Consider the following 18,321-nt stretch of genomic DNA (forward strand, 5'->3'; position numbering starts at 1 on the left):
AATTTAGGAGATATGTATTAGAATTCAATAAAAGTTGCATTAGGTAAAAAAAATGTCTTTAGGTAATAAAAAATTGCCAAGATAAAAATATTGTATGCAGGTTAAATTTGATATAGACATAGAAAGGGGTTAATGAATGCTATGAAACCCGCAATGACTGTAAAAGATTTATATGTTTCATATCACGGCACAGAAGCGCTTCACAATATCAATTTCTCGATTGATCAAGGAAAAATGGCCGGTATTATCGGACCGAATGGTGCCGGAAAATCGACGCTTTTGAAAGCTGTACTGGAGTTGATTCCGAGAGATAAAGGCGAAATCCGCCTGCTGGAAAGACAGCTTAAAGCTGTTCGCCAAAAAATCGCCTATGTCCCTCAGCGAAATGATATGGATTGGACGTTTCCCATCAATGTTCTCGATACGGTCCTGCTCGGAACATATCCTGAACTCGGCATCCTCCGGCGTCCGAAAAAGCATCACAAAGACTTGGCCTATCACTGTCTGGAAAAAGTCGGAATGGCTTCATTCTCGAAGCGCCAGATCGGCGAGCTCTCAGGAGGACAGCAGCAGCGTGTTTTTCTCGCGCGGGCGCTCGCTCAAAAAGCGGAGCTGTTTTGCCTTGATGAACCATTCGTCGGAATCGATGTGACAAGCGAAGACATGATCGTCAAAATATTAAAGGAATTGCGTGATGAAGGAAAAACCGTCCTTGTCGTCCATCACGACTTGAACAAAGCGGACAGCTATTTCGATGAATTAATTTTGCTGAACAAAGAGCTGATTCAAACAGGTCCCGTCTCTGATATTCTCAAGCCGGATGTCATGATGAAAGCCTATGAATCCCAGCTTCCGTTTCTGCAAACACAAAGGGGGGCAATCTGATGGAATTTATAAACGGATTGATGGAATATTCCTTTCTGCAAAAATCACTGTTCACTTCCATTATGGTGGGCATCATCTGCGGTGTGATCGGCTGCTTTATCATCTTACGGGGAATGGCGCTGATGGGTGATGCCATTTCACACGCCGTCCTGCCCGGTGTCGCCATCTCCTATATGCTTGGCGTCAACTTTTTCTTCGGCGCCGTCTTTACAGGAATACTGACGGCCCTTGGAATTGGTTATGTCAGTCAAAACAGCCGGATTAAAAACGACTCGGCCATCGGCATCGTCTTTACCGCCTTTTTCGCGATCGGCATCATCTTGATCACGCTTGTCAAAAGCTCAAGCGACCTATACCACATTTTGTTCGGCAATGTGCTGGCCGTTCGTTCATCTGACATGTGGATCACACTCGTCATCGGCATCATTATACTCACAGCTGTCTTTTTATTTTATAAAGAGCTGCTCATCACCTCTTTCGATCCGACGATGGCCGCCGTCTACGGCTTGCCGAACCGGCTGATCCACTACTTTTTAATGACGCTTTTGACAATGGTCACGGTCGCATCGCTTCAGACCGTCGGGATTATTCTCGTCGTCGCAATGCTGATAACACCTGCCGCCACGGCTTATTTATTAACGGATCGGCTATGGGTGATGATCTATTTGGCCGCCTTCTTCGGCGCATTGTCAGCCGTCATCGGCCTCGGTTTAAGCTATACGTACAACCTCTCATCAGGGGCGGCGATTGTGCTTGTGGCGACGATCCTGTTCGGGCTCGCCTTTATGTTTTCTCCAAAACAAGGCGTTCTATGGAGATCTTTGAAATCCAGGAGAAAAAGAGCAGCACTTCAAAGCTAATCGAAAAAATAAAGGGGGAAAACTCGAAATGAAACGCAAACGAACATTAGCGATTCTGGCGGCTGTGATTCTGCTTCTCGCTGCCGGCTGCTCCTCAAAAAGCAGCAGCGGTGAAAGCGGAAAATTGAAAGTCGTCACCACCTACTCCATTCTCTATGACATCGTCAAAAATGTCGGAGGGGATCACATCGATTTATACAGCATCGTACCTGTCGGAACAGATCCGCACGAATACGATCCGCTGCCAAAAGACGTTCAAAAAACGGCTGACGCTGATATCGTCTTTTATAACGGCCTGAATCTGGAAACAGGCAACGGCTGGTTTAACAAGCTGCTTGAGACGGCTGAAAAAGGCGGCGATGACGCTCCCGTCTACAAGCTGAGCAAGGGAGTCAAAGCAAAGCATCTCACCTCCAAAGGAAAAGAAACGGAAGAAGATCCGCATGCATGGCTCGATATTCAAAACGGGATTCAATATGCCGAAAATGCCAGAGATGCGCTGATCAAAAACGACCCCGATCATAAAGAGGACTATGAAAAAAATGCGAAAGCCTATATTGAAAAACTGCAAAAGCTTCATGATGAAGCAGTCAACCGTTTTAAAGATGTACCTGAGGAACGGCGGATCCTCGTGACAAGCGAAGGCGCCTTTAAATATTTCGCCTCAGCCTACGGTGTGGACGCCAAGTATATTTGGGAGATTAATACCGAAAATGAAGGCACGCCAGGCCAAATGAAAAAAATCGTCGACACGGTGAAGACAAAGAAAGTTCCGGCTTTATTTGTGGAGACAAGCGTTGACCCGCGCAGTATGGAAAGCCTGTCAGCGGAAACCGGCGTACCGATTAAAGGAAAGGTATTTACCGATTCCATCGGAAAACCCGGTGAAGCCGGAGATTCATATTATCAGATGATGAAAGAGAACCTTGACCGAATCCATAAAGGGCTCGCCGAATAAATCACGAACTGCTGTGCAGATGTACAGCAGTTTTTTTCGCGTGTTTGGACGATTTTTAAGCAGGGTACAAGAACAGAAAGTGCAGAAAAAGGAGTGTTTTACTGTGGAAAATCAATCTGTTTATGAAGAATGCATCAAAGCTTGCCAAGAATGCCTTTATGCCTGCAATCACTGCTTTGACAAATGTTTAATGGAAGAAGACAGCGGCATGATGGCCGAATGTATCCGTTTGGACCGGGAATGCGCTGAAATGTGCGCCGTTGCTGTTCAAGCGATGACGCGAAACAGCCCATATGCTGAAGACATTTGTTTATTATGTGCAAAGGTTTGTGAAGCATGCGGAAATGAATGCAGCCTGCACAAGCATGACCACTGCCAGGCATGTGCTGAAAGCTGCTTCAGATGTGCGGAAGCGTGCAGAAAAATGGCTTCATAAAGCGAAATATCCGGCGTACCATAACATACGGCGCGCCGGTTTTTATTTTTTCATCTGATCCCCTTTCAACCTGATACAATATGACTATAAAAGGGGGTTCAAATATGAAAGACGGCGTATTTCAAATGACTTCTGACACATATCAGGCACTCAGCGATTCTGAAAGGCATTTGCTTGAGTATATTTATCAGCATCTGGATATGATTTCAACCCAGTCCATTGTCAAATTAAGCGAGAATGCCAATGTTTCAACAGCTACGATCGTCAGGCTGATGAAAAAGCTCGGTTATGACGGCTACACATCTTTTAAATATGCACTGAGAGAGAGCCATCAGCTTGGACATACTCCTCTGATGGATGATATCGACAGCCAAATCAAACAGGCTGTGCTGAAAAATGAACGAGAAGTCCTTGACACGATCAAAATGCTTGATATCGGACTGATTGAAGATGCCATCCAAAAAATCAACAATGCCGAAAAAATTTATATTTTTGCAAGAGGATTATCTGAAATGATCGGTACGGAAATGACGATCAAGCTCCAGCTGCTCGGAAAAAACTGTGAAATGCACAGCGATCCGAACATTATCAGAGGCAAATCGAAAACACTGTCAAATCATGATCTCGGCTTATTTGTTTCGCTGAACGGCGAAACGGAAGAGCTGGTTGAAGCCGCTGCCAATCTTAAAGTACAAACGATTTCCTCGATTACATTAACGACGAGAATCGACTCGCGTCTCGCGAAAATGTCGGAGATCGTATTAGTCGGATTCAAAGGCGAACAGTCATTTTTTCCGGACTATGAAGTCCGCTCGCGCCTCCCTCTGCAAGTCCTCTCCCGCATCATGCTTGATTCGTATGTGATTCGCACCGCCCACGCCTGAAAACCTTTACACAACCTGTAAACATCCCCTCTTTTATCTGTGACATAATGTCTGTGAAGTCATAGATAAAGGGGGGAACAACATGATCTATACATGCACGATGAATACCGCCGTCGACCTGTTCGTTGAAACTGACGATTTGCTTCCCGATATTGTCAATCGCACAAAAGATGAAGATTACCAGCCCAATGGAAAAGGAGTCAATATTTCTTTTATGCTGAAACGCCTCGGCCTTGACAATACGGCGCTCGGGTTTGCCGGGGGCTTTACAGGCCGCTTTATTGAAGATGAGCTGAAAAGAGAAAAGATTGCAACCGATTTTGTACAGGTTGACGGTATTTCCCGAATCAATATTTTTATCAACGCTTGCCGTGAATTCAAAATTGTCAACAAAGGCCCGCTTATATCAGAAGCCTGCAAACAAGAACTGATCAATAAAATGAAGGATATTCCCTTCGGCCATTTTTTATTTATCTCAGGCAGCCTTCCGAAAGGCATCAATGACGACATTTATCCGCTTCTTTCCGCCATTGCCGCCAAACGGGGATTAAAGCTGATTTTAGATATCAGTTCGCCTGCGCTCCTCGACTGCCTTCCGTATCATCCGTACTTGATTAAACCGAATGAACAGGAGCTGGCCGCTTTTTTCGGCCAAAAGAAAGCGCTGTCAGAAGCGGAAATCCTTCATTATGGGCAGGAGCTTTTAAACCGGGGAGCTGAACGGGTGCTCGTGACCCGAGGAAAAGACGGGGCGATCTACTTTGACCGCCAAACAACAATAAAAGCGACGTCGGCCGAAGGCGAAGTCGTCAACACCGCTTGTGCGGGAGATGCCATGCTTGCGGTGTTCATCGGCAAACAGGAACTTGGTTTTCCTCTTGAAGACGCTTTAAAACTGGCGTCTGCCGCCGGGGCGCTGACGGCATTTTCAAAAGGTCTCGGCGATTTGTCCAGACTTGATGAGATGGTTTCACACATTCGGATTACTCATTTATAAAGGAGGTTTTCAAAATGGCAAACATCAAAATCATCGCTGCGACAGGCTGTCCGACTGGAATCGCCCATACATTTATGGCTGAAGAAGCTTTAAAACAGGCCGCCGCCAGGCTCGGAGTCGACATCAAAGTGGAAACCCACGGCCAGGTCGGCGTGCAAAATGAACTGTCGGCTGATGACATTAAACAGGCCGACGGCGTCATTATTGCGGCGGACAAGGATGTTGGCGCCGAGCGTTTTAAAGGCAAACCCGTCCTCGATGTTCCCGTCGCTCGCGGAATCCGGGATGCGGAAGCATTGATTCAAACGATGATCAATGGAAAGGTGCCGATTTACGGCAAGGGAGAAGCTGAAAAGACAGTGTCTGAAACAAATATCAGCGAGTCCGGTTCGGCCGGCCGAAAAATATATAAACATCTGATGAACGGCGTTTCCCATATGCTTCCGTTCGTCGTCGGCGGAGGAGTTTTGATCGCACTTTCATTTTTATTCGGCATCCATTCAGCCGATCCCGAACATCCGAGCTACAACGCCTTTGCCGCACTGCTGAACAAAACGGGCGCTTTCGGATTCCAGCTGATGGTTCCGATTCTATCGGCATATATCGCCGATTCGATGGCCAAACGTCCGGGGCTGATTGTCGGGTTTATCGGCGGAATGATCGCAAGCACGGGCGGAGCCGGCTTTTTGGGCGGAATCGTCTCCGGATTTTTAGCCGGACTGATCATTTACGGCCTATCTTATGTACTGAAAAACATGCCGCAGTCTTTGGAAGGATTAAAAGCGATTTTCCTTTTCCCCGTGCTCGGCATTTTCCTGATCGGAGCCGTTATGTTTGTTTTAGTAGAGCCGATGACCGCCATCAATGAAGGCATGAAAAACTTTTTAGCCGATTTTCAAGGGGCAAATCCCATCATTCTCGGCCTGATCATCGGCTGTATGAGCGCGTTTGACATGGGCGGGCCGGTCAATAAAGCGGCATATGTGACAGGGACCGCGCTGCTCGCCGAAGGAAACCAGTATTTTATGGCCGGCGTCTCTGCAGCATGCATCACACCGCCGCTTGTCATTGCATTTGCCACTTTGTTTTTCCGAAAGTATTTCAGCCAGCAGGATTGCAATGCAGGGCTTGTCAATTTTATCTTGGGCGCCACCCACATTACGGAAGGCGCAATCCCGTTCGCCGCAAAAAAACCGATCCCTGTCATCCCGATTTTGATGATCGGTTCATCGGCATCGGCCATTTTAACATATTTTTTCGCAGTGCAAGTCCCGGCTCCGCACGGCGGATTTCTTGTACTTCCCGTCGTAAACGGAGCGTTTCAATGGGTGCTGTCGATACTGATCGGTTCGCTTATCGGCGCTTTCATGTACGGCTTATATCAAAAACGAACCTATGAAAAAAACTAAGAAAGGCTGATTCATCATGAGTACAGCTGTATTTTTAAAGAAAGAGCACATCTATCTCCAGGAAGCGTTGTCTTCACAACAGGAAGTTTTTGAGCGGTTGGCTCAGCTCGCTTATGAATTGGGGCTGGCCAAATCAAAGCACGCGCTCATAGATGGTTTAGCGAAAAGAGAAGCCGAAAGCACAACCGGCTTTATCGACGGATTCGCCATCCCCCATACAAAACTTGAGGACATCACAGAGGCTGCGGTGCTGATTATCAAAAACGAGACAGGCATTGAATGGAATTCTCTTGATCAGACGCCCGTCACCTTTATCATTGCTTTACTCATACCTGATGCCGAAGCAAACAGCACTCATTTGCAGCTATTATCATCCCTGTCGCGCATGCTCGTCCATGAAGATGTCAGACAGCAGCTGCTTGAGGCGGAAAGCTGTGAAGATATCGAGCGCATCATCTCAAACGATTTAGCTTCATTCTATTACGAAAGAAGGGAATCAAAATGCTGACCAATACGAAAAAAATGCTCCTGGACGCCCAGGCAAACGGCTATGCGGTGCCAGCCTTCAACATTCATAATCTCGAAACCGTTCAGGCTGTTGCCGAAACGGCCGAAGCGCTTAGATCCCCCGTCATTTTAGCCGCTACCCCGGGAACATTCAGCTATGCAGGCCGCGATTATATTCAAACGATTGCGGAAACGGCTGCGGCGAATTGCACGGTACCTGTCGCTCTCCATCTTGACCATCATGAGCAAATCGATGATATTCGAGCATCTTTAGCATTGGGGACGAAATCCGTGATGATCGACGCTTCCCATCATCCATTTGCAGAAAATACCGCCATTGTGGAGGAAGTCGTTCACTATGCCCGTCAAAAAGACGCGACTGTTGAAGCGGAGCTCGGACGGCTTAGCGGACAGGAGGACGATCTTGTCGTAAATCAAGCCGACGCTTATTACACAGATCCGGATGCGGCCAAGGATTTTGTCGAGAAAACCGGAATCGATTCGCTGGCCGTTGCGATCGGAACGGCCCACGGCCTTTATTCTTCAGAGCCTAAAATCGATTTTGACCGGCTTGCAGAGATCCAAAAGCGCGTCTCTATCCCGCTTGTCCTGCACGGTGCATCCGGCATTCCCGAACAAGACGTCAGAAAGTGCATTGAACTGGGATGTGCAAAAGTAAATATTGCAACAGAATTAAAAATTCCTTTTTCCAATCAGCTGCGGCGTTATTTAACTGAAAATCCCAAAGCGAGCGATCCGAGAAAATATATGGCTCCCGCCAAAGAAGCGATGAAAAAGATCATCGAAGACAAAATCTTGATGTGCATGAGCAATGGAAGATATTAAACTCAAAAACCCGTATGCTAGTCATTGATACAGCAGGATAAATCCTGTGGTAATACCAATATACAAATATATACTTTTCGAGAGAGTGGGCAACATCAAGAAATGATTGCTGCCAGCTATATTGGATTTTTGAAAAAAACCGCATTCATGAAGAAAGCGCTGATCTTGAGCAATATGGATCACACCTTCAAAAACACCCTGAATTGAGAGGTTACAAAGTCTTTACAATCTCTGAGGGAAAGAAGATGGTGGTGCTTTCTCTAGGCGAAAAGGAGAAAGGAAAGCAAGCCGATGTGTCTGATGTCAACATATCAAAAGGCGAAACAGAATGAACTGTGGTCATTCAAGCGAATGATTCATGCAGGGGTCATGAGAAAAATCCTTATCTTTTGATCGGCTTGAATAAAATGGAAGGGAAGCTGTTTGTGAAAGATCAGAAGGGCGACATCTTCCAAAAAGCAGACGAAAACTAAAAAAACAGGCCCGCTTGTGTTGCGCGCCTGTTTTTTTCACGTCTTTCATTTCATTTGCATCTCTGACTGATGGTTCGAAGGCTGTTTTTCCGGAATGGATTTTTGGCCGAAGAATAGACTGTAGACTCCGATGACGAGGCCGACATAAGCAACCGCTGAAACCGTCCAAATGAGCACTCTCTTATTTTTCAAGACGGATTCCTCCATTCCAGTTTCACCTTTTGCAGTCTGAGCGCGTTCAACACGACCGACACCGAACTGAACGCCATCGCCGCACCGGCTATCCATGGCGCTAAAAGCCCCAGTGCGGCAAACGGAATGCCGATACTGTTGTAAGCAAAAGCCCAGAAAAGGTTTTGTTTAATGTTTTTGATCGTCAGCCTGCTCATGCCGATCGCATCTGCGATGCTGTTTAAATCACCGCGGATCAAGGTAATGTCAGCGGCTTCCATTGCAACGTCAGCGCCTGTTCCGATGGCCATTCCGGTATCAGCCGCCGCAAGTGCGGGGGCATCATTGATGCCGTCGCCCACCATGGCGACTTTTTTGCCTTCCGCCTGGATTTTTTTCACTTCTTCCGCTTTTCCTTCAGGCAGAACTTCGGCAATGACATGATCAATTCCCGCTTCAGCTGCAATCGCTTCAGCCGTCTTCCGGTTGTCTCCGGTCATCATGATGACCTCGAGTCCCATACTTTTAAGCCTTCCCACGGCTGCTTTTGATGTATCTTTGATCGTATCAGCTACGGCAATCAGCCCGGCATAGCGTCCGTCAACAGCCATTAGCATCGCCGTCTTTCCTTGCTTTTCAAGCTTCTCCATCTCAGAGACGCCCTGCTGAATATCAATCCCATGCCGATCCATGAGGCGCCTTGTACCGATGAAAATCCGCCTGTCGCTGACAGCGGCTTCGATACCGTATCCGGGTATCGCTTCAAAGCGGGCGGGATCGCTCAGTTCAATTCCCTTCTGTTTGATCCCTTCTACAATCGCTTCGGCAAGAGGATGCTCGGAATTTCTTTCTGCCGTCCCGGCCAGTTTGAGAAATTGTATTTCATCAATCCATGGCGCTGGACGGACATCGGTCAGCTGCGGCTTGCCATTTGTTACGGTTCCCGTTTTATCAAGCACGATCGTCTCTAAGCGGTGAGCCGTCTCCAAATGTTCGCCGCCCTTAAATAAAATGCCGTATTCAGCCGCACGGCCGGACCCCGCCATAATCGAAGTCGGTGTTGCCAGCCCGAGTGCACACGGACATGCGATCACGAGCACGGCGATCAGCTTTTCGAGCGCCGTGCCAAATTCGCCGGGACTGACAAACAAATACCAAACGAGAAACGTCATGATGGCGATCACAACGACAACCGGTACGAATACCCCGGAAATCCGGTCCGCGAGCCGCTGAATCGGCGCTTTTGAACCTTGCGCCTCTTCAACCACTTGAATGATTTGCGCCAAAGCAGTATCTTTTCCTACCTTTTCGGCTCTGACTTTTATAAATCCATTTTTATTGATTGTAGCCCCAATGACCGTATCTCCGACCGTTTTGTCAACGGGGATGCTTTCACCGGTAATCATTGACTCATCCAACGCTGAACGGCCTTCGACAATGTCTCCGTCCGCAGGAATTTTTTCTCCAGGTTTGACATACATGATATCGCCGGCCAAAACTTCTTCAATCGGCACGGTGATCTCTTCGCCGTTTCTGACGATGGTCGCCGTCTTCGCCTGCAGTCCCATCAGTTTTTTGATCGCTTCTGATGAGCGGCCTTTCGCTTTCGCTTCAAACAGCTTTCCTAAAATAATCAAGGTCAAGAGAATGGCGCTTGTTTCGTAATAAAGCCCGTCTGTATGCTGATCGCTTCCAAGACTTTTCATACTTAAATAAAGGCTGTAAAAATAAGCGGCCGACGTTCCCAGTGCAACCAGCACATCCATGTTTGCACTTTTGTTTCGCAGCGCTTTATAGGCGCCGACGTAAAATTGTCTGCCGACGATAAACTGAACCGGCGTAGCCAAGGCGAATTGCACCCATGGGTCCATAAACATCTCCGGCAGCCATATAAATGACGTGAACTGGAAATGGCTGACCATCGCCCAAAGCAAAGGAAAGGATAAAACGGCGGAAAAAATAAATTTGCCGGTTTGATTTTGGATGTCTTTTTCTCTTTGCTCTGCCGCACTGTCCCGGCCGCGGTCTGTTTTTAATACCATCTTGTAGCCGAGCCTATCTGCAGCCTCTCTCATATCCTCCAGAGAAACTGCGCCCGGATGATATTCGACTGCCGCCGTCTCAAGGGCAAAATTGACAGCGGCGCTTTTCACACCCGGCAGCTTGTTGAGGCGCTTTTCAATGCGATTTGCACATGCGGCACAGGTCATGCCTGAAATCGCAAACTCGGCTTTTTCGGCAGCTACTTGATAGCCGAGCGACTCAACCTTCTCAGCCAGCTGCCCGACTTCAATTTTAGCCGGATCATACACGACTTTGGATTTTTCCAGCGCCAAATTCACATTTGCGGCTTCAACGCCGTCCAGCCTTTTCAACCCTTTTTCAATTCGCGCAGCACAGGCTGCACAGGTCATGCCTGATATTTGAAGAGTGGTTTCCTTTTGTCCATCCATGTTTCTCACTCCTTATATACCCCACGCAGGTATATGTTCAGCCTCATTTAGACAGAAAAAACCGCGCTTTTGAAGCGCGCCGTTTTTTCTAGTCTGCGACATCATACCCCTGATCCTCAATCACATCAACGATCTCCGTCAGCGATACTTTGCCTGAATCAAATGATACGTCAACCTTGCCTGCGCTTAAATCCACCTTGACGGCTTCAACGCCGCTTAGCTTGCCGACGCTCCCTTCAACAGACTGAACACAATGATTGCAAGACATACCTTCAACTTTCAGCGTTTTTTGTTCCATATTTAAAACCTCCTTATTTTCATACTACCATACCCCTGTAGGGTATTTCAAGAGAGCGAAACGATCTTATGATTTTGAAAACCGTTTAAATACATCAAGCAGCTCTTCAATCGCCGCTTCTCCTTCACCGCTCTTCACGGCGTTTGCCACACAGTGGTGTGTATGGTTTTCCAGCAGGCTGAAAGCCACCTTTTGCATGGCCGCTTGAACGGCAGAGATTTGAACTAAAATATCGACGCAGTACCGGTCGTCTTCAATCATGTTTTGAATGCCCCTGACTTGTCCTTCAATTCTTTTCAGCCGGTTTGTGATTTGTTCTTTTTCTTTGGAGCTTTTAGGGTTTAACGCATGGCCATCATGATGTTCTGGCATCGGAACACCTCTCCTTCATGTATAGTTTTGCCACAATGTTCTTGATATCATTATAAAATCTAAACCAAAACATGTCTAAAAAAAGACAACCCCATTTTAGCACAGGGTCATCTTTTCTGTTTTTATCTGTTTAATGCTTTGAAAAATTCTCTCATAAATTCCGGCAGATTCGACCAGTCATGTCCTGAAACAAGATTCCCTTCCACATGCAGCTTTTCTTCGATATAAGTCGCGCCCGCCGCTTCGACTTCAGGTTTGCAGGCAATGTAAGCCGTCAGCTCGCGGCCTTGCAGATGTTCTCTCAGGCTTGTGAAAATCAGGCTCGCATGACAAATGGCGCCGACCGGTTTATTTTCTTCAAAGAAATGAGCGACAATTTTCAATAACGAATCATACATCCGGATGAATTCGGGTGCGCGGCCGCCCGGAATGATGATACCGTCATAATCGGAAGGGTCGATCTCATCGAATGAAGCGTGCGCATCAATTAAATATCCCGGTTTTTCGGTATATGTATCCCAGTCTAAGAAGTCATGGACAACCGTATGAATTTTTTTCTTCTCTGGTGCGGCAATCGTCGTTTCAAAACCTTCTTCAAGACAGCGGTAATAAGGATAGTACACCTCTAATGCTTCCACTGCGTCACCAGTTACAATCAAAACCTTCTTCGCCATCCAAAACATCTCCTTTCCTTTTTCCCCTTCTATTTTATCTGATGCGGCCCCTATTTTAAAACAAGGTGCTCAGTCTTTAGCCGACAATGGAGATCTGTTCCGTTTTCTCCTTCAGCGCCTCAAAACTGCCTTTGCCGATTCCTGAATCTGTGATGACCTTATACCCGTCATGGAGCTGATCAATTTGTGAAAAAGCCCGCTTGCCGAATTTGCTGCTGTCTGCCATTAAGATCGTTTGATCGGCGATATCGATCATTCGCTTTTTCAAGAGCGCCTGCCATTCGTTTGAATCGCTTAAGCCGTTTACAGGATCGACACCTTTGCACGAAAGAAATGTTTTGTTGACGTGATACATGTCAAGAGAGCGCTCGGCCAGCGGTCCGACAAATGACATCGATTTCGGAAGCAGCATTCCTCCCGTTGAAATCACCGTCATTTTCTCTTTTTTGGAAAGCTCCAGCGCCACTCTGACTGAATTCGTAATGACAGTCAGCGGAATGTTCTCCAGCGTTTTTGCCATATACCACGCCGTCGTGCTGGCATCAAGGATGATCCGTTCTCCGCTTTCAACAAGCTTGACGGCTTCATATGCGATCATTTTCTTTTCAACGGCGTTTGTAATCTCCCGCTCCCGAAAATGAATCTCTGCTTCTTCAGTCTGTACACTGACGGCGCCTCCATGGCTCCTTTTCAGTTTGTTCTCCTTTTCAAGCTTTTCTAAATCACGCCTGATCGTTTCCTCCGTGACCGAAAACAGTTCACTCAGCTCGGTGACGCGTAAGCTCGAACGCAGATTGACAAGCTCAACGATTTTTTGATGTCTTTCAGCTACAAGCATCCGTTTACTTCCTTCCTCTATAGAAAAATCATTGTTTCTTCCATAATAGCGCATCAGCGCCGTTCCTGGAAATGTTTTCAGCAGGAAGAGACACCGAGAATTTGTTCCTCATATGTTTAAAAGCCGTTTCCTAAATCTTAACATTTTCAGGGGCATATGTCTTTTACCGCACATGATGCTTTAATGGCCTGCCGCGCTTCCTGGACATCCGAGAACATTTCAAGTGCTATGGCCTGAACGGCAATATGGCCGATCACACTCGCCTCAGAGGGTCCCGCCCAGACCTCCCTTGCCAATACATTGGCCGTGTACTGGCAAAACAGCTCATTATGAATGCCGCCCCCGACCATATGGAGCCCTTCGTATTGTTTTCCAATAAGCGATTCAATCCGTTCCAGCGCAAGGCTTTCCAGCACACAGCGGATGATCTCTCCCGGCGTTTCCGGTACTTCCTGGGGTGTTTCGGCAGTAGTTCGGAATTGTCTCGGGCATATTGACAGGAAGGATGACAAAATCCTAAAACTTTAAACCGTTTTAGGATTTTGTCAACAATCTGAAGCTGCCAGACTCAAGATCTGGCAGCTTTTTGTTTTTGCGATGTTGAATGGTTCGTTTTCAGCCCCGCTATCAGCAGCAGCAGACTGGCAACTGCGTATGCGATTCCGAACCAGCCAAATACGGAAACCGATGACAACCTTTCTAGAAGAAAACCTGATAGAACAGGCCCGCAGGCCATTCCGGTGTATCTGATAAAGTTAAACATCCCTAACGCACTGCCTCTGTTATCCTCAAATTCGTTCGTCATCATTGTCGAGAACAGCGGCGGGATGAGCCCCATCGTGATACCAAAAAGGACGAGAGCGGCGGACATAAAGACAAGTGAGAATGAATGGGTGAAACCGAAAAAGACAATGCTTCCGGCCGCCGTTAGATTGCCGTACAAAAACAGGCGTCCGAGCGATACTTTCTTTTGAATCCATTTAAACAGCATACTGCCGGCAATTGTACTGACCGCTATCGGCAAATAAAGCAAACCGACGATTTTCAGATCAAGATGGTAGCTGTCCGTTAATAAAATCGGCAGATATACGATAATGGAAAAATAAATAAAGAAGATAAGAAAGCTTAAAATCAAAATCGCATTTCCCGTCCTGTTTTTGAATATGTCCGTGTAGTGTGACATGAGTTTGTTTGCGGTCATATTCGCTTTCTTCCCCGTGTTCTCACGCGGAAAGTAAAATGCATTTGCCAAAAGCAGAATGACGGACAGCCCGGTCAGAAACCAAAAAATACCCGGATAATTATAGCGCTCGCCGATGAATCCTCCAAGTATCGGCGCCGCTGCTGGCGCCACCGAAAGCAGCATTTGATACGTTCCCATCGCACTGCCCCGCTTCGTTCCTTCGAATAAACCGCCGATTGTTGTCGCTGCGATAAGAGGCAGCGCGGCTGTTCCAACCGCTTGCAGCACCCTGAAAATAAGAAACAGTGTAAAATCCTGAGCGGCGGCGCAGCCGATGCTGGCAATGACGGTTATGACGATGCTAGCCATCATCACAAATCTCGCACCTTTAAAATCAACAATCGATCCTAGAATGATCTGCATAACCGCCGTAATAAAAATAAACAGCGAAACAGACAGGTTCACCATCGAAACCGATACATGAAACGAATCTCTAATCAAAGGAATAATGGGTGAATAAATATTTTGATTTAACGATGCAAAAAACGCGCTTATACACACTAAGTACAAAATGAATGAAGAGCTTAATTTCAAGGGTTTCATTTAAAACCGCCTGCCTTATTTTTGTTTATTCGTTAATAATACGTATAGAAAAACCCGAAAAAATCGTTTACCAGTTAACAAAAATAATTGTAACTCTGCTCTTTCTAATTGTCAACAATGAAACCTTTTAATCATTTTAAGATTTTTTACACATTTTTAACATTTCTCTCTCTACCGCCCTATTATAAAGGATCTACCTGCACATTCCTGATAAAATATCCTCAAATTAGGGAAGAAAAGTTACGAATATTTTCATATTTTGAATTTGAATTGTGTTGACAGCTGGAAAAGTTAGGGATAAAATGACTATTGTTTACTAGTAAACTTTAAATCTTTAACCGGTTTTATTTTTGAGCTCATACTTATCATTTCCATACCCCTTCACCACGACTCGCATCATCGCTGTATTCTTCACGATCCATACTGAAATGAGACCAGCCTATTCCCAGCTCTATAAGCCGCCTTATATACATCATTGATTGCAAAAGAAGTCATTCTATGTTCGCTAAGGAGGAAATCAATGACAGAGCTTATGATTGAGAGCAAACACAGGCCATTCAAAACCGAAACTTTATCTCAAAACTGCCATGACATTTTGAAGCGCAAACGCCATGTTCTCATTGGCATCAGCCCGTTTAACAGCCGATTCTCTGAAGATTATATTGATCGGCTCATCGGCTGGGCCGTCCATGAATTTCAAGACGTGTCCGTGCTTTTGGCAGGAAAGGAAGCAGCCAATCTTCTTGAAGCGCTAGGCACTCCAAAAGGAAAGGCTGAACGAAAGGTGAGGAAGGAAGTCTCACGGAACCGGAGATTTGCGGAAAAAGCACTTGAGACGCATGGCGGAAATCCCGAGGCGATCCATACATTCTCCGATTTTACGGACCAAGTCGCATACCATCACTTGCGGATGGAAGTCGAAGATGCCTTTTTTGAACAGCCCCATTTCCGTAAAGCTTGCTTAGAGATGTCGCATGCGGCTATCCTTGGACGGGCCCGCGGCACTCAGATGGATATTCAAGACGTCAGTCAAGCCATGCTTGATCTCGCTGTAGAATATGTCATCGCTGAACTCCCGTTTTTCATCGCCGCTCCGGATATTTTAGGCGTGGAAGAGACACTTCTTGCTTATCACCGCCCCTGGGAGCTCGGCGAACAGATATCCAGAAATGAATTTTCCGTAAGAATGCGTCCGAATCAAGGATATCTTATGGTTTCTGAACTGGACGAAAGTGTGGAATCTAAAAGCATGCAGGAGGAACGAGTATGAATCAATCGCTTAAAACATTCAGCGTGTTGTCTCAACAATACCATGAGGATCCTTACAAATACTTCTCTTATCTGCGGGAGACAGATCCCGTCCACTATGAGGAATCGCTTGACAGCTATTTCCTCAGCCGATATGAGGACGTTCGCCATGTGCTCCAACATCAGGATGTCTTTACGACAAAGTCGCTTGCCAAACGAGCCGAACCTGTCATGCGCGGACCTGTTCTGGCCCAAATGAAGGGCAAAGAACATACGGCAAAACGAAGGATTGTTCTGCGGCGTTTTATCGGCGAGTCCCTTGAGCACCTTACTCCGCTGATTAAAGAGAACGCCGAAAGGCTTTTGGCGCCGCATCTCGACAAAGGGCGGATCGACCTTGTCAATGATTTCGGAAAAACCTTCGCTGTTTGCGTAACCATGGATATTTTAGGTTTGGACAAGAACGATCACAAAACGGTCAGAAATTGGCACAGCGGTGTCGCCGATTTCATTACCAGTTTGAATCAGTTGCCTGAAGACCGTGAGCATTCCCTTAAATGCAGTGAACAGCTCGCAGAATATTTGAATCCGATCATCGCGGAAAGACGCGAAAATCCCGGACAAGATTTAATATCAATCCTTTGCACTTCAGAATACGAAGGTGTAGCGATGTCAGACAGAGATATCCGCGCACTGATTCTCAACATATTGCTTGCCGCAACAGAGCCTGCGGATAAGACGCTCGCTTTGATGATCTATCATTTGCTGCATCATCCAGATCAAATGAATGATGTACTGGAAGACCGTTCACTTGTGCCGAAGGCGATCGCTGAAACATTGCGTTATAAGCCGCCGGTACAGCTCATTCCGCGGCAGCTGTCCCAAGACGCGGTCATCGGCGGTGTCGAACTGAAAGAGGGAACGACCGTATTTTGCATGATCGGCGCCGCAAATCGTGATCCTGAAGCATTTGAACATCCGGATGAGTTCAACATTCACCGCGGCGATCTTGACGTCAAAAGCGCATTCAGCGGCGCGGCGCGGCACCTCGCATTCGGCTCAGGCGTCCACAACTGTGTAGGAGCGGGCTTTGCCAAGACAGAGATAGAACTTGTCGCAAACATCGTCTTGGATCAAATGCGAAATATCAAACTAGAGAAAGACTTCATTTATCGCGAGACAGGGCTTTACACGCGCGGCCCCGTCTCGCTCCGGATTCTGTTTGATCCCAAACGTTAGCTTTTTCAAAAAACCTCCTCCTCCCAAGAGGAGGTTTTTGCTTCATTGATGCTTGCCAGCTCATCAAATCCATCCCCGCCTTCAACAACATTTGAAAGCTCATGGCATTGAACGATTTTGTAATCGTCCAGCTTAAAAATGGCGATTAATTCAATCCTCCCGCAATTCCCGCTCTTTTTGACAACCTCAACCGTATATCTTAATGTTGCGGTTTGAAGGTCTTCATCAAATAGGAATTCATGAAAAGGAGAAACCGTTATAGATTCAGCAACCTCCTTCAACGCCAGCATGTGGTCAGTAAGTTCAGCAAGGTCAATTTTGTTGCCGTCGGTTATTTGAATATACCGGCTGCTGAAATAATCAGGAATTTTTTCGACATTCATTTCTGAAACAATATCTTGATACATTTGGCTTAAAAATTGTTTTGCTTCATTTTTATTCATCGGCTTACCTCTCTCAGATGTATTTTGACCATTCATTTAAAAACCGGGTGACCGTTTGCAGCTCAGACTCTGAAAATTGCTCGAACAGCTCGATGTAGCGCTGCTTCGCTATTTCATGCATGCGGTCATGAACCTCGGCCAGTTTTTTGCCTTCCTCTGTCAAGGTGTAATACAATTCTTTGTTGTTGTGTGGTTTTTTGTGAGATTCGATCATCTGGTGCTTCATGAGAACATTGACGGCTTTTGTAATGGCTGCCTTTGAAACATGCAATTGTGCAGCAAGAGATGCGTTGTTGACATGGGCTTCGCTCTCATTGATGATCGAAACAATATGAAGCTGTGTCAGAGTCCAATGTTTACGCATGGGATCATCGGCTTTAAACGCTTCCTTTGCAAGTGCCTGCTGTTCATGCTGAGCCCGTTTTTCTCTTCTTAGGATAAAATCCTGAACGGCTTGAAATGCTTGTTCATACGCGCTGTTTTCCACTCTTTTCATTCCCTTTCATGTCATTGTTAACTGGTTAACTATTAAATAGTTTACCAG

Annotated in this window: 21 protein-coding genes; 11 read left to right on the forward strand and 10 right to left on the reverse strand. The window is 46.4% G+C overall.

Going from position 1 to position 18,321, the window contains the following annotated elements:
- Window positions 1–141: 141 nt before the first annotated feature.
- The 9 genes from RBH91_RS18630 to RBH91_RS18670 all read left to right on the forward strand — a co-directional run bounded on the left by RBH91_RS18630 (window position 142) and on the right by RBH91_RS18670 (window position 7,782).
- Window positions 142–885: a metal ABC transporter ATP-binding protein gene (locus RBH91_RS18630; protein WP_307892492.1), complete on the forward strand. Its 744-nt coding sequence runs from the start codon at window positions 142–144 to the stop codon at window positions 883–885.
- Window positions 885–1,745 (forward strand): metal ABC transporter permease, encoded by an 861-nt coding sequence (locus tag RBH91_RS18635; protein ID WP_307892493.1) that lies wholly within the window; start codon window positions 885–887, stop codon window positions 1,743–1,745. Before RBH91_RS18630 ends, RBH91_RS18635 begins: the two co-directional genes overlap by 1 nt.
- Window positions 1,746–1,773: 28 nt before the next feature.
- Window positions 1,774–2,703 (forward strand): metal ABC transporter substrate-binding protein, encoded by a 930-nt coding sequence (locus tag RBH91_RS18640; protein ID WP_307892494.1) that lies wholly within the window; start codon window positions 1,774–1,776, stop codon window positions 2,701–2,703.
- A gap of 103 nt (window positions 2,704–2,806) precedes the next feature.
- On the forward strand, window positions 2,807–3,139 hold the full coding sequence (locus RBH91_RS18645) for a four-helix bundle copper-binding protein (RefSeq protein ID WP_307892495.1): 333 nt from the start codon (window positions 2,807–2,809) through the stop codon (window positions 3,137–3,139).
- Window positions 3,140–3,243: 104 nt separating this feature from the next.
- Window positions 3,244–4,023, forward strand: a complete 780-nt coding sequence (locus RBH91_RS18650; RefSeq protein WP_076760808.1) for a MurR/RpiR family transcriptional regulator — start codon at window positions 3,244–3,246, stop codon at window positions 4,021–4,023.
- Between the two features lie 82 nt (window positions 4,024–4,105).
- Window positions 4,106–5,020: a 1-phosphofructokinase gene (gene pfkB, locus RBH91_RS18655; protein ID WP_307892496.1), complete on the forward strand. Its 915-nt coding sequence runs from the start codon at window positions 4,106–4,108 to the stop codon at window positions 5,018–5,020.
- 14 nt (window positions 5,021–5,034) lie between these two features.
- On the forward strand, window positions 5,035–6,429 hold the full coding sequence (locus RBH91_RS18660; protein ID WP_307892497.1) for a PTS fructose transporter subunit IIC: 1,395 nt from the start codon (window positions 5,035–5,037) through the stop codon (window positions 6,427–6,429).
- Window positions 6,430–6,445: 16 nt separating this feature from the next.
- A complete protein-coding gene (locus RBH91_RS18665; protein WP_307892498.1) occupies window positions 6,446–6,937 on the forward strand; it encodes a PTS sugar transporter subunit IIA in 492 nt (163 codons plus the stop codon).
- A complete protein-coding gene (locus RBH91_RS18670; protein WP_307892499.1) occupies window positions 6,931–7,782 on the forward strand; it encodes a tagatose bisphosphate family class II aldolase in 852 nt (283 codons plus the stop codon). Before RBH91_RS18665 ends, RBH91_RS18670 begins: the two co-directional genes overlap by 7 nt.
- 518 nt (window positions 7,783–8,300) lie before the next feature.
- Here the strand turns inward: RBH91_RS18670 and RBH91_RS18675 are convergent.
- The 8 genes from RBH91_RS18675 to RBH91_RS18710 all read right to left on the reverse strand — a co-directional run bounded on the left by RBH91_RS18675 (window position 8,301) and on the right by RBH91_RS18710 (window position 14,847).
- Entirely contained in the window at window positions 8,301–8,447 is a 147-nt protein-coding gene (locus RBH91_RS18675; RefSeq protein WP_307892500.1) for a hypothetical protein, read from the reverse strand.
- Window positions 8,444–10,879, reverse strand: coding sequence for a heavy metal translocating P-type ATPase (locus tag RBH91_RS18680; RefSeq protein ID WP_307892501.1), 2,436 nt, complete (start codon window positions 10,877–10,879; stop codon window positions 8,444–8,446). The genes RBH91_RS18675 and RBH91_RS18680 overlap by 4 nt, the downstream gene beginning before the upstream one ends.
- An 88-nt stretch (window positions 10,880–10,967) precedes the next feature.
- A complete protein-coding gene (gene copZ, locus RBH91_RS18685) occupies window positions 10,968–11,177 on the reverse strand; it encodes a copper chaperone CopZ (RefSeq protein WP_307892502.1) in 210 nt (69 codons plus the stop codon).
- A 66-nt stretch (window positions 11,178–11,243) separates the two neighbouring features.
- A complete protein-coding gene (gene csoR / locus RBH91_RS18690; RefSeq protein WP_307892503.1) occupies window positions 11,244–11,549 on the reverse strand; it encodes a copper-sensing transcriptional repressor CsoR in 306 nt (101 codons plus the stop codon).
- A 122-nt stretch (window positions 11,550–11,671) separates the two neighbouring features.
- Complete coding sequence (locus tag RBH91_RS18695) at window positions 11,672–12,223, reverse strand: DJ-1/PfpI family protein (protein ID WP_076760817.1); 552 nt, start codon at window positions 12,221–12,223, stop codon at window positions 11,672–11,674.
- Between the two features lie 76 nt (window positions 12,224–12,299).
- The gene (locus tag RBH91_RS18700; RefSeq protein WP_307892504.1) at window positions 12,300–13,061 is read right to left on the reverse strand and encodes a DeoR/GlpR family DNA-binding transcription regulator; all 762 of its coding nucleotides are present in this window, start codon (window positions 13,059–13,061) and stop codon (window positions 12,300–12,302) included.
- 146 nt (window positions 13,062–13,207) lie between these two features.
- Window positions 13,208–13,573 (reverse strand): FGGY-family carbohydrate kinase, encoded by a 366-nt coding sequence (locus tag RBH91_RS18705; RefSeq protein WP_404802454.1) that lies wholly within the window; start codon window positions 13,571–13,573, stop codon window positions 13,208–13,210.
- A gap of 56 nt (window positions 13,574–13,629) precedes the next feature.
- The gene (locus RBH91_RS18710; protein WP_307892506.1) at window positions 13,630–14,847 is read right to left on the reverse strand and encodes an MFS transporter; all 1,218 of its coding nucleotides are present in this window, start codon (window positions 14,845–14,847) and stop codon (window positions 13,630–13,632) included.
- 520 nt (window positions 14,848–15,367) lie between these two features.
- Between RBH91_RS18710 and RBH91_RS18715 the strand changes: the two genes are divergently transcribed.
- Window positions 15,368–16,117 carry a tRNA-dependent cyclodipeptide synthase gene (locus RBH91_RS18715; RefSeq protein ID WP_307892507.1) on the forward strand — a complete coding sequence of 250 codons (750 nt, stop codon included), beginning with the start codon at window positions 15,368–15,370 and terminating at the stop codon, window positions 16,115–16,117.
- Window positions 16,114–17,334 carry a pulcherriminic acid synthase gene (locus RBH91_RS18720; RefSeq protein ID WP_307892508.1) on the forward strand — a complete coding sequence of 407 codons (1,221 nt, stop codon included), beginning with the start codon at window positions 16,114–16,116 and terminating at the stop codon, window positions 17,332–17,334. Before RBH91_RS18715 ends, RBH91_RS18720 begins: the two co-directional genes overlap by 4 nt.
- A 5-nt stretch (window positions 17,335–17,339) precedes the next feature.
- Here RBH91_RS18720 and RBH91_RS18725 read toward each other — a convergent pair whose 3' ends face one another.
- Complete coding sequence (locus tag RBH91_RS18725) at window positions 17,340–17,777, reverse strand: nuclear transport factor 2 family protein (protein WP_307892509.1); 438 nt, start codon at window positions 17,775–17,777, stop codon at window positions 17,340–17,342.
- A gap of 13 nt (window positions 17,778–17,790) precedes the next feature.
- Window positions 17,791–18,264: a MarR family transcriptional regulator gene (locus tag RBH91_RS18730; protein ID WP_076760824.1), complete on the reverse strand. Its 474-nt coding sequence runs from the start codon at window positions 18,262–18,264 to the stop codon at window positions 17,791–17,793.
- Window positions 18,265–18,321 lie beyond the last annotated feature (57 nt).

Origin of the sequence: Bacillus swezeyi, assembly GCF_030908325.1 — a bacterium.
Lineage (GTDB): Bacteria > Bacillota > Bacilli > Bacillales > Bacillaceae > Bacillus > Bacillus swezeyi.

Bases quoted from the DNA above. Each gene is read 5' to 3' on its own strand.
- RBH91_RS18630 (WP_307892492.1), top strand. From the start codon at position 142: ATGAAACCCGCAATGACTGTAAAAGATTTATATGTTTCATATCACGGC.
- RBH91_RS18635 (WP_307892493.1), top strand. From the start codon at position 885: ATGGAATTTATAAACGGATTGATGGAATATTCCTTTCTGCAAAAATCA.
- RBH91_RS18640 (WP_307892494.1), top strand. From the start codon at position 1,774: ATGAAACGCAAACGAACATTAGCGATTCTGGCGGCTGTGATTCTGCTT.
- RBH91_RS18650 (WP_076760808.1), top strand. From the start codon at position 3,244: ATGAAAGACGGCGTATTTCAAATGACTTCTGACACATATCAGGCACTC.
- pfkB (WP_307892496.1), top strand. From the start codon at position 4,106: ATGATCTATACATGCACGATGAATACCGCCGTCGACCTGTTCGTTGAA.
- RBH91_RS18660 (WP_307892497.1), top strand. From the start codon at position 5,035: ATGGCAAACATCAAAATCATCGCTGCGACAGGCTGTCCGACTGGAATC.
- RBH91_RS18665 (WP_307892498.1), top strand. From the start codon at position 6,446: ATGAGTACAGCTGTATTTTTAAAGAAAGAGCACATCTATCTCCAGGAA.
- RBH91_RS18670 (WP_307892499.1), top strand. From the start codon at position 6,931: ATGCTGACCAATACGAAAAAAATGCTCCTGGACGCCCAGGCAAACGGC.
- RBH91_RS18680 (WP_307892501.1), bottom strand. From the start codon at position 10,879: ATGGATGGACAAAAGGAAACCACTCTTCAAATATCAGGCATGACCTGT.
- copZ (WP_307892502.1), bottom strand. From the start codon at position 11,177: ATGGAACAAAAAACGCTGAAAGTTGAAGGTATGTCTTGCAATCATTGT.
- csoR (WP_307892503.1), bottom strand. From the start codon at position 11,549: ATGCCAGAACATCATGATGGCCATGCGTTAAACCCTAAAAGCTCCAAA.
- RBH91_RS18695 (WP_076760817.1), bottom strand. From the start codon at position 12,223: ATGGCGAAGAAGGTTTTGATTGTAACTGGTGACGCAGTGGAAGCATTA.
- RBH91_RS18700 (WP_307892504.1), bottom strand. From the start codon at position 13,061: ATGCTTGTAGCTGAAAGACATCAAAAAATCGTTGAGCTTGTCAATCTG.
- RBH91_RS18710 (WP_307892506.1), bottom strand. From the start codon at position 14,847: ATGAAACCCTTGAAATTAAGCTCTTCATTCATTTTGTACTTAGTGTGT.
- RBH91_RS18715 (WP_307892507.1), top strand. From the start codon at position 15,368: ATGACAGAGCTTATGATTGAGAGCAAACACAGGCCATTCAAAACCGAA.
- RBH91_RS18720 (WP_307892508.1), top strand. From the start codon at position 16,114: ATGAATCAATCGCTTAAAACATTCAGCGTGTTGTCTCAACAATACCAT.
- RBH91_RS18725 (WP_307892509.1), bottom strand. From the start codon at position 17,777: ATGAATAAAAATGAAGCAAAACAATTTTTAAGCCAAATGTATCAAGAT.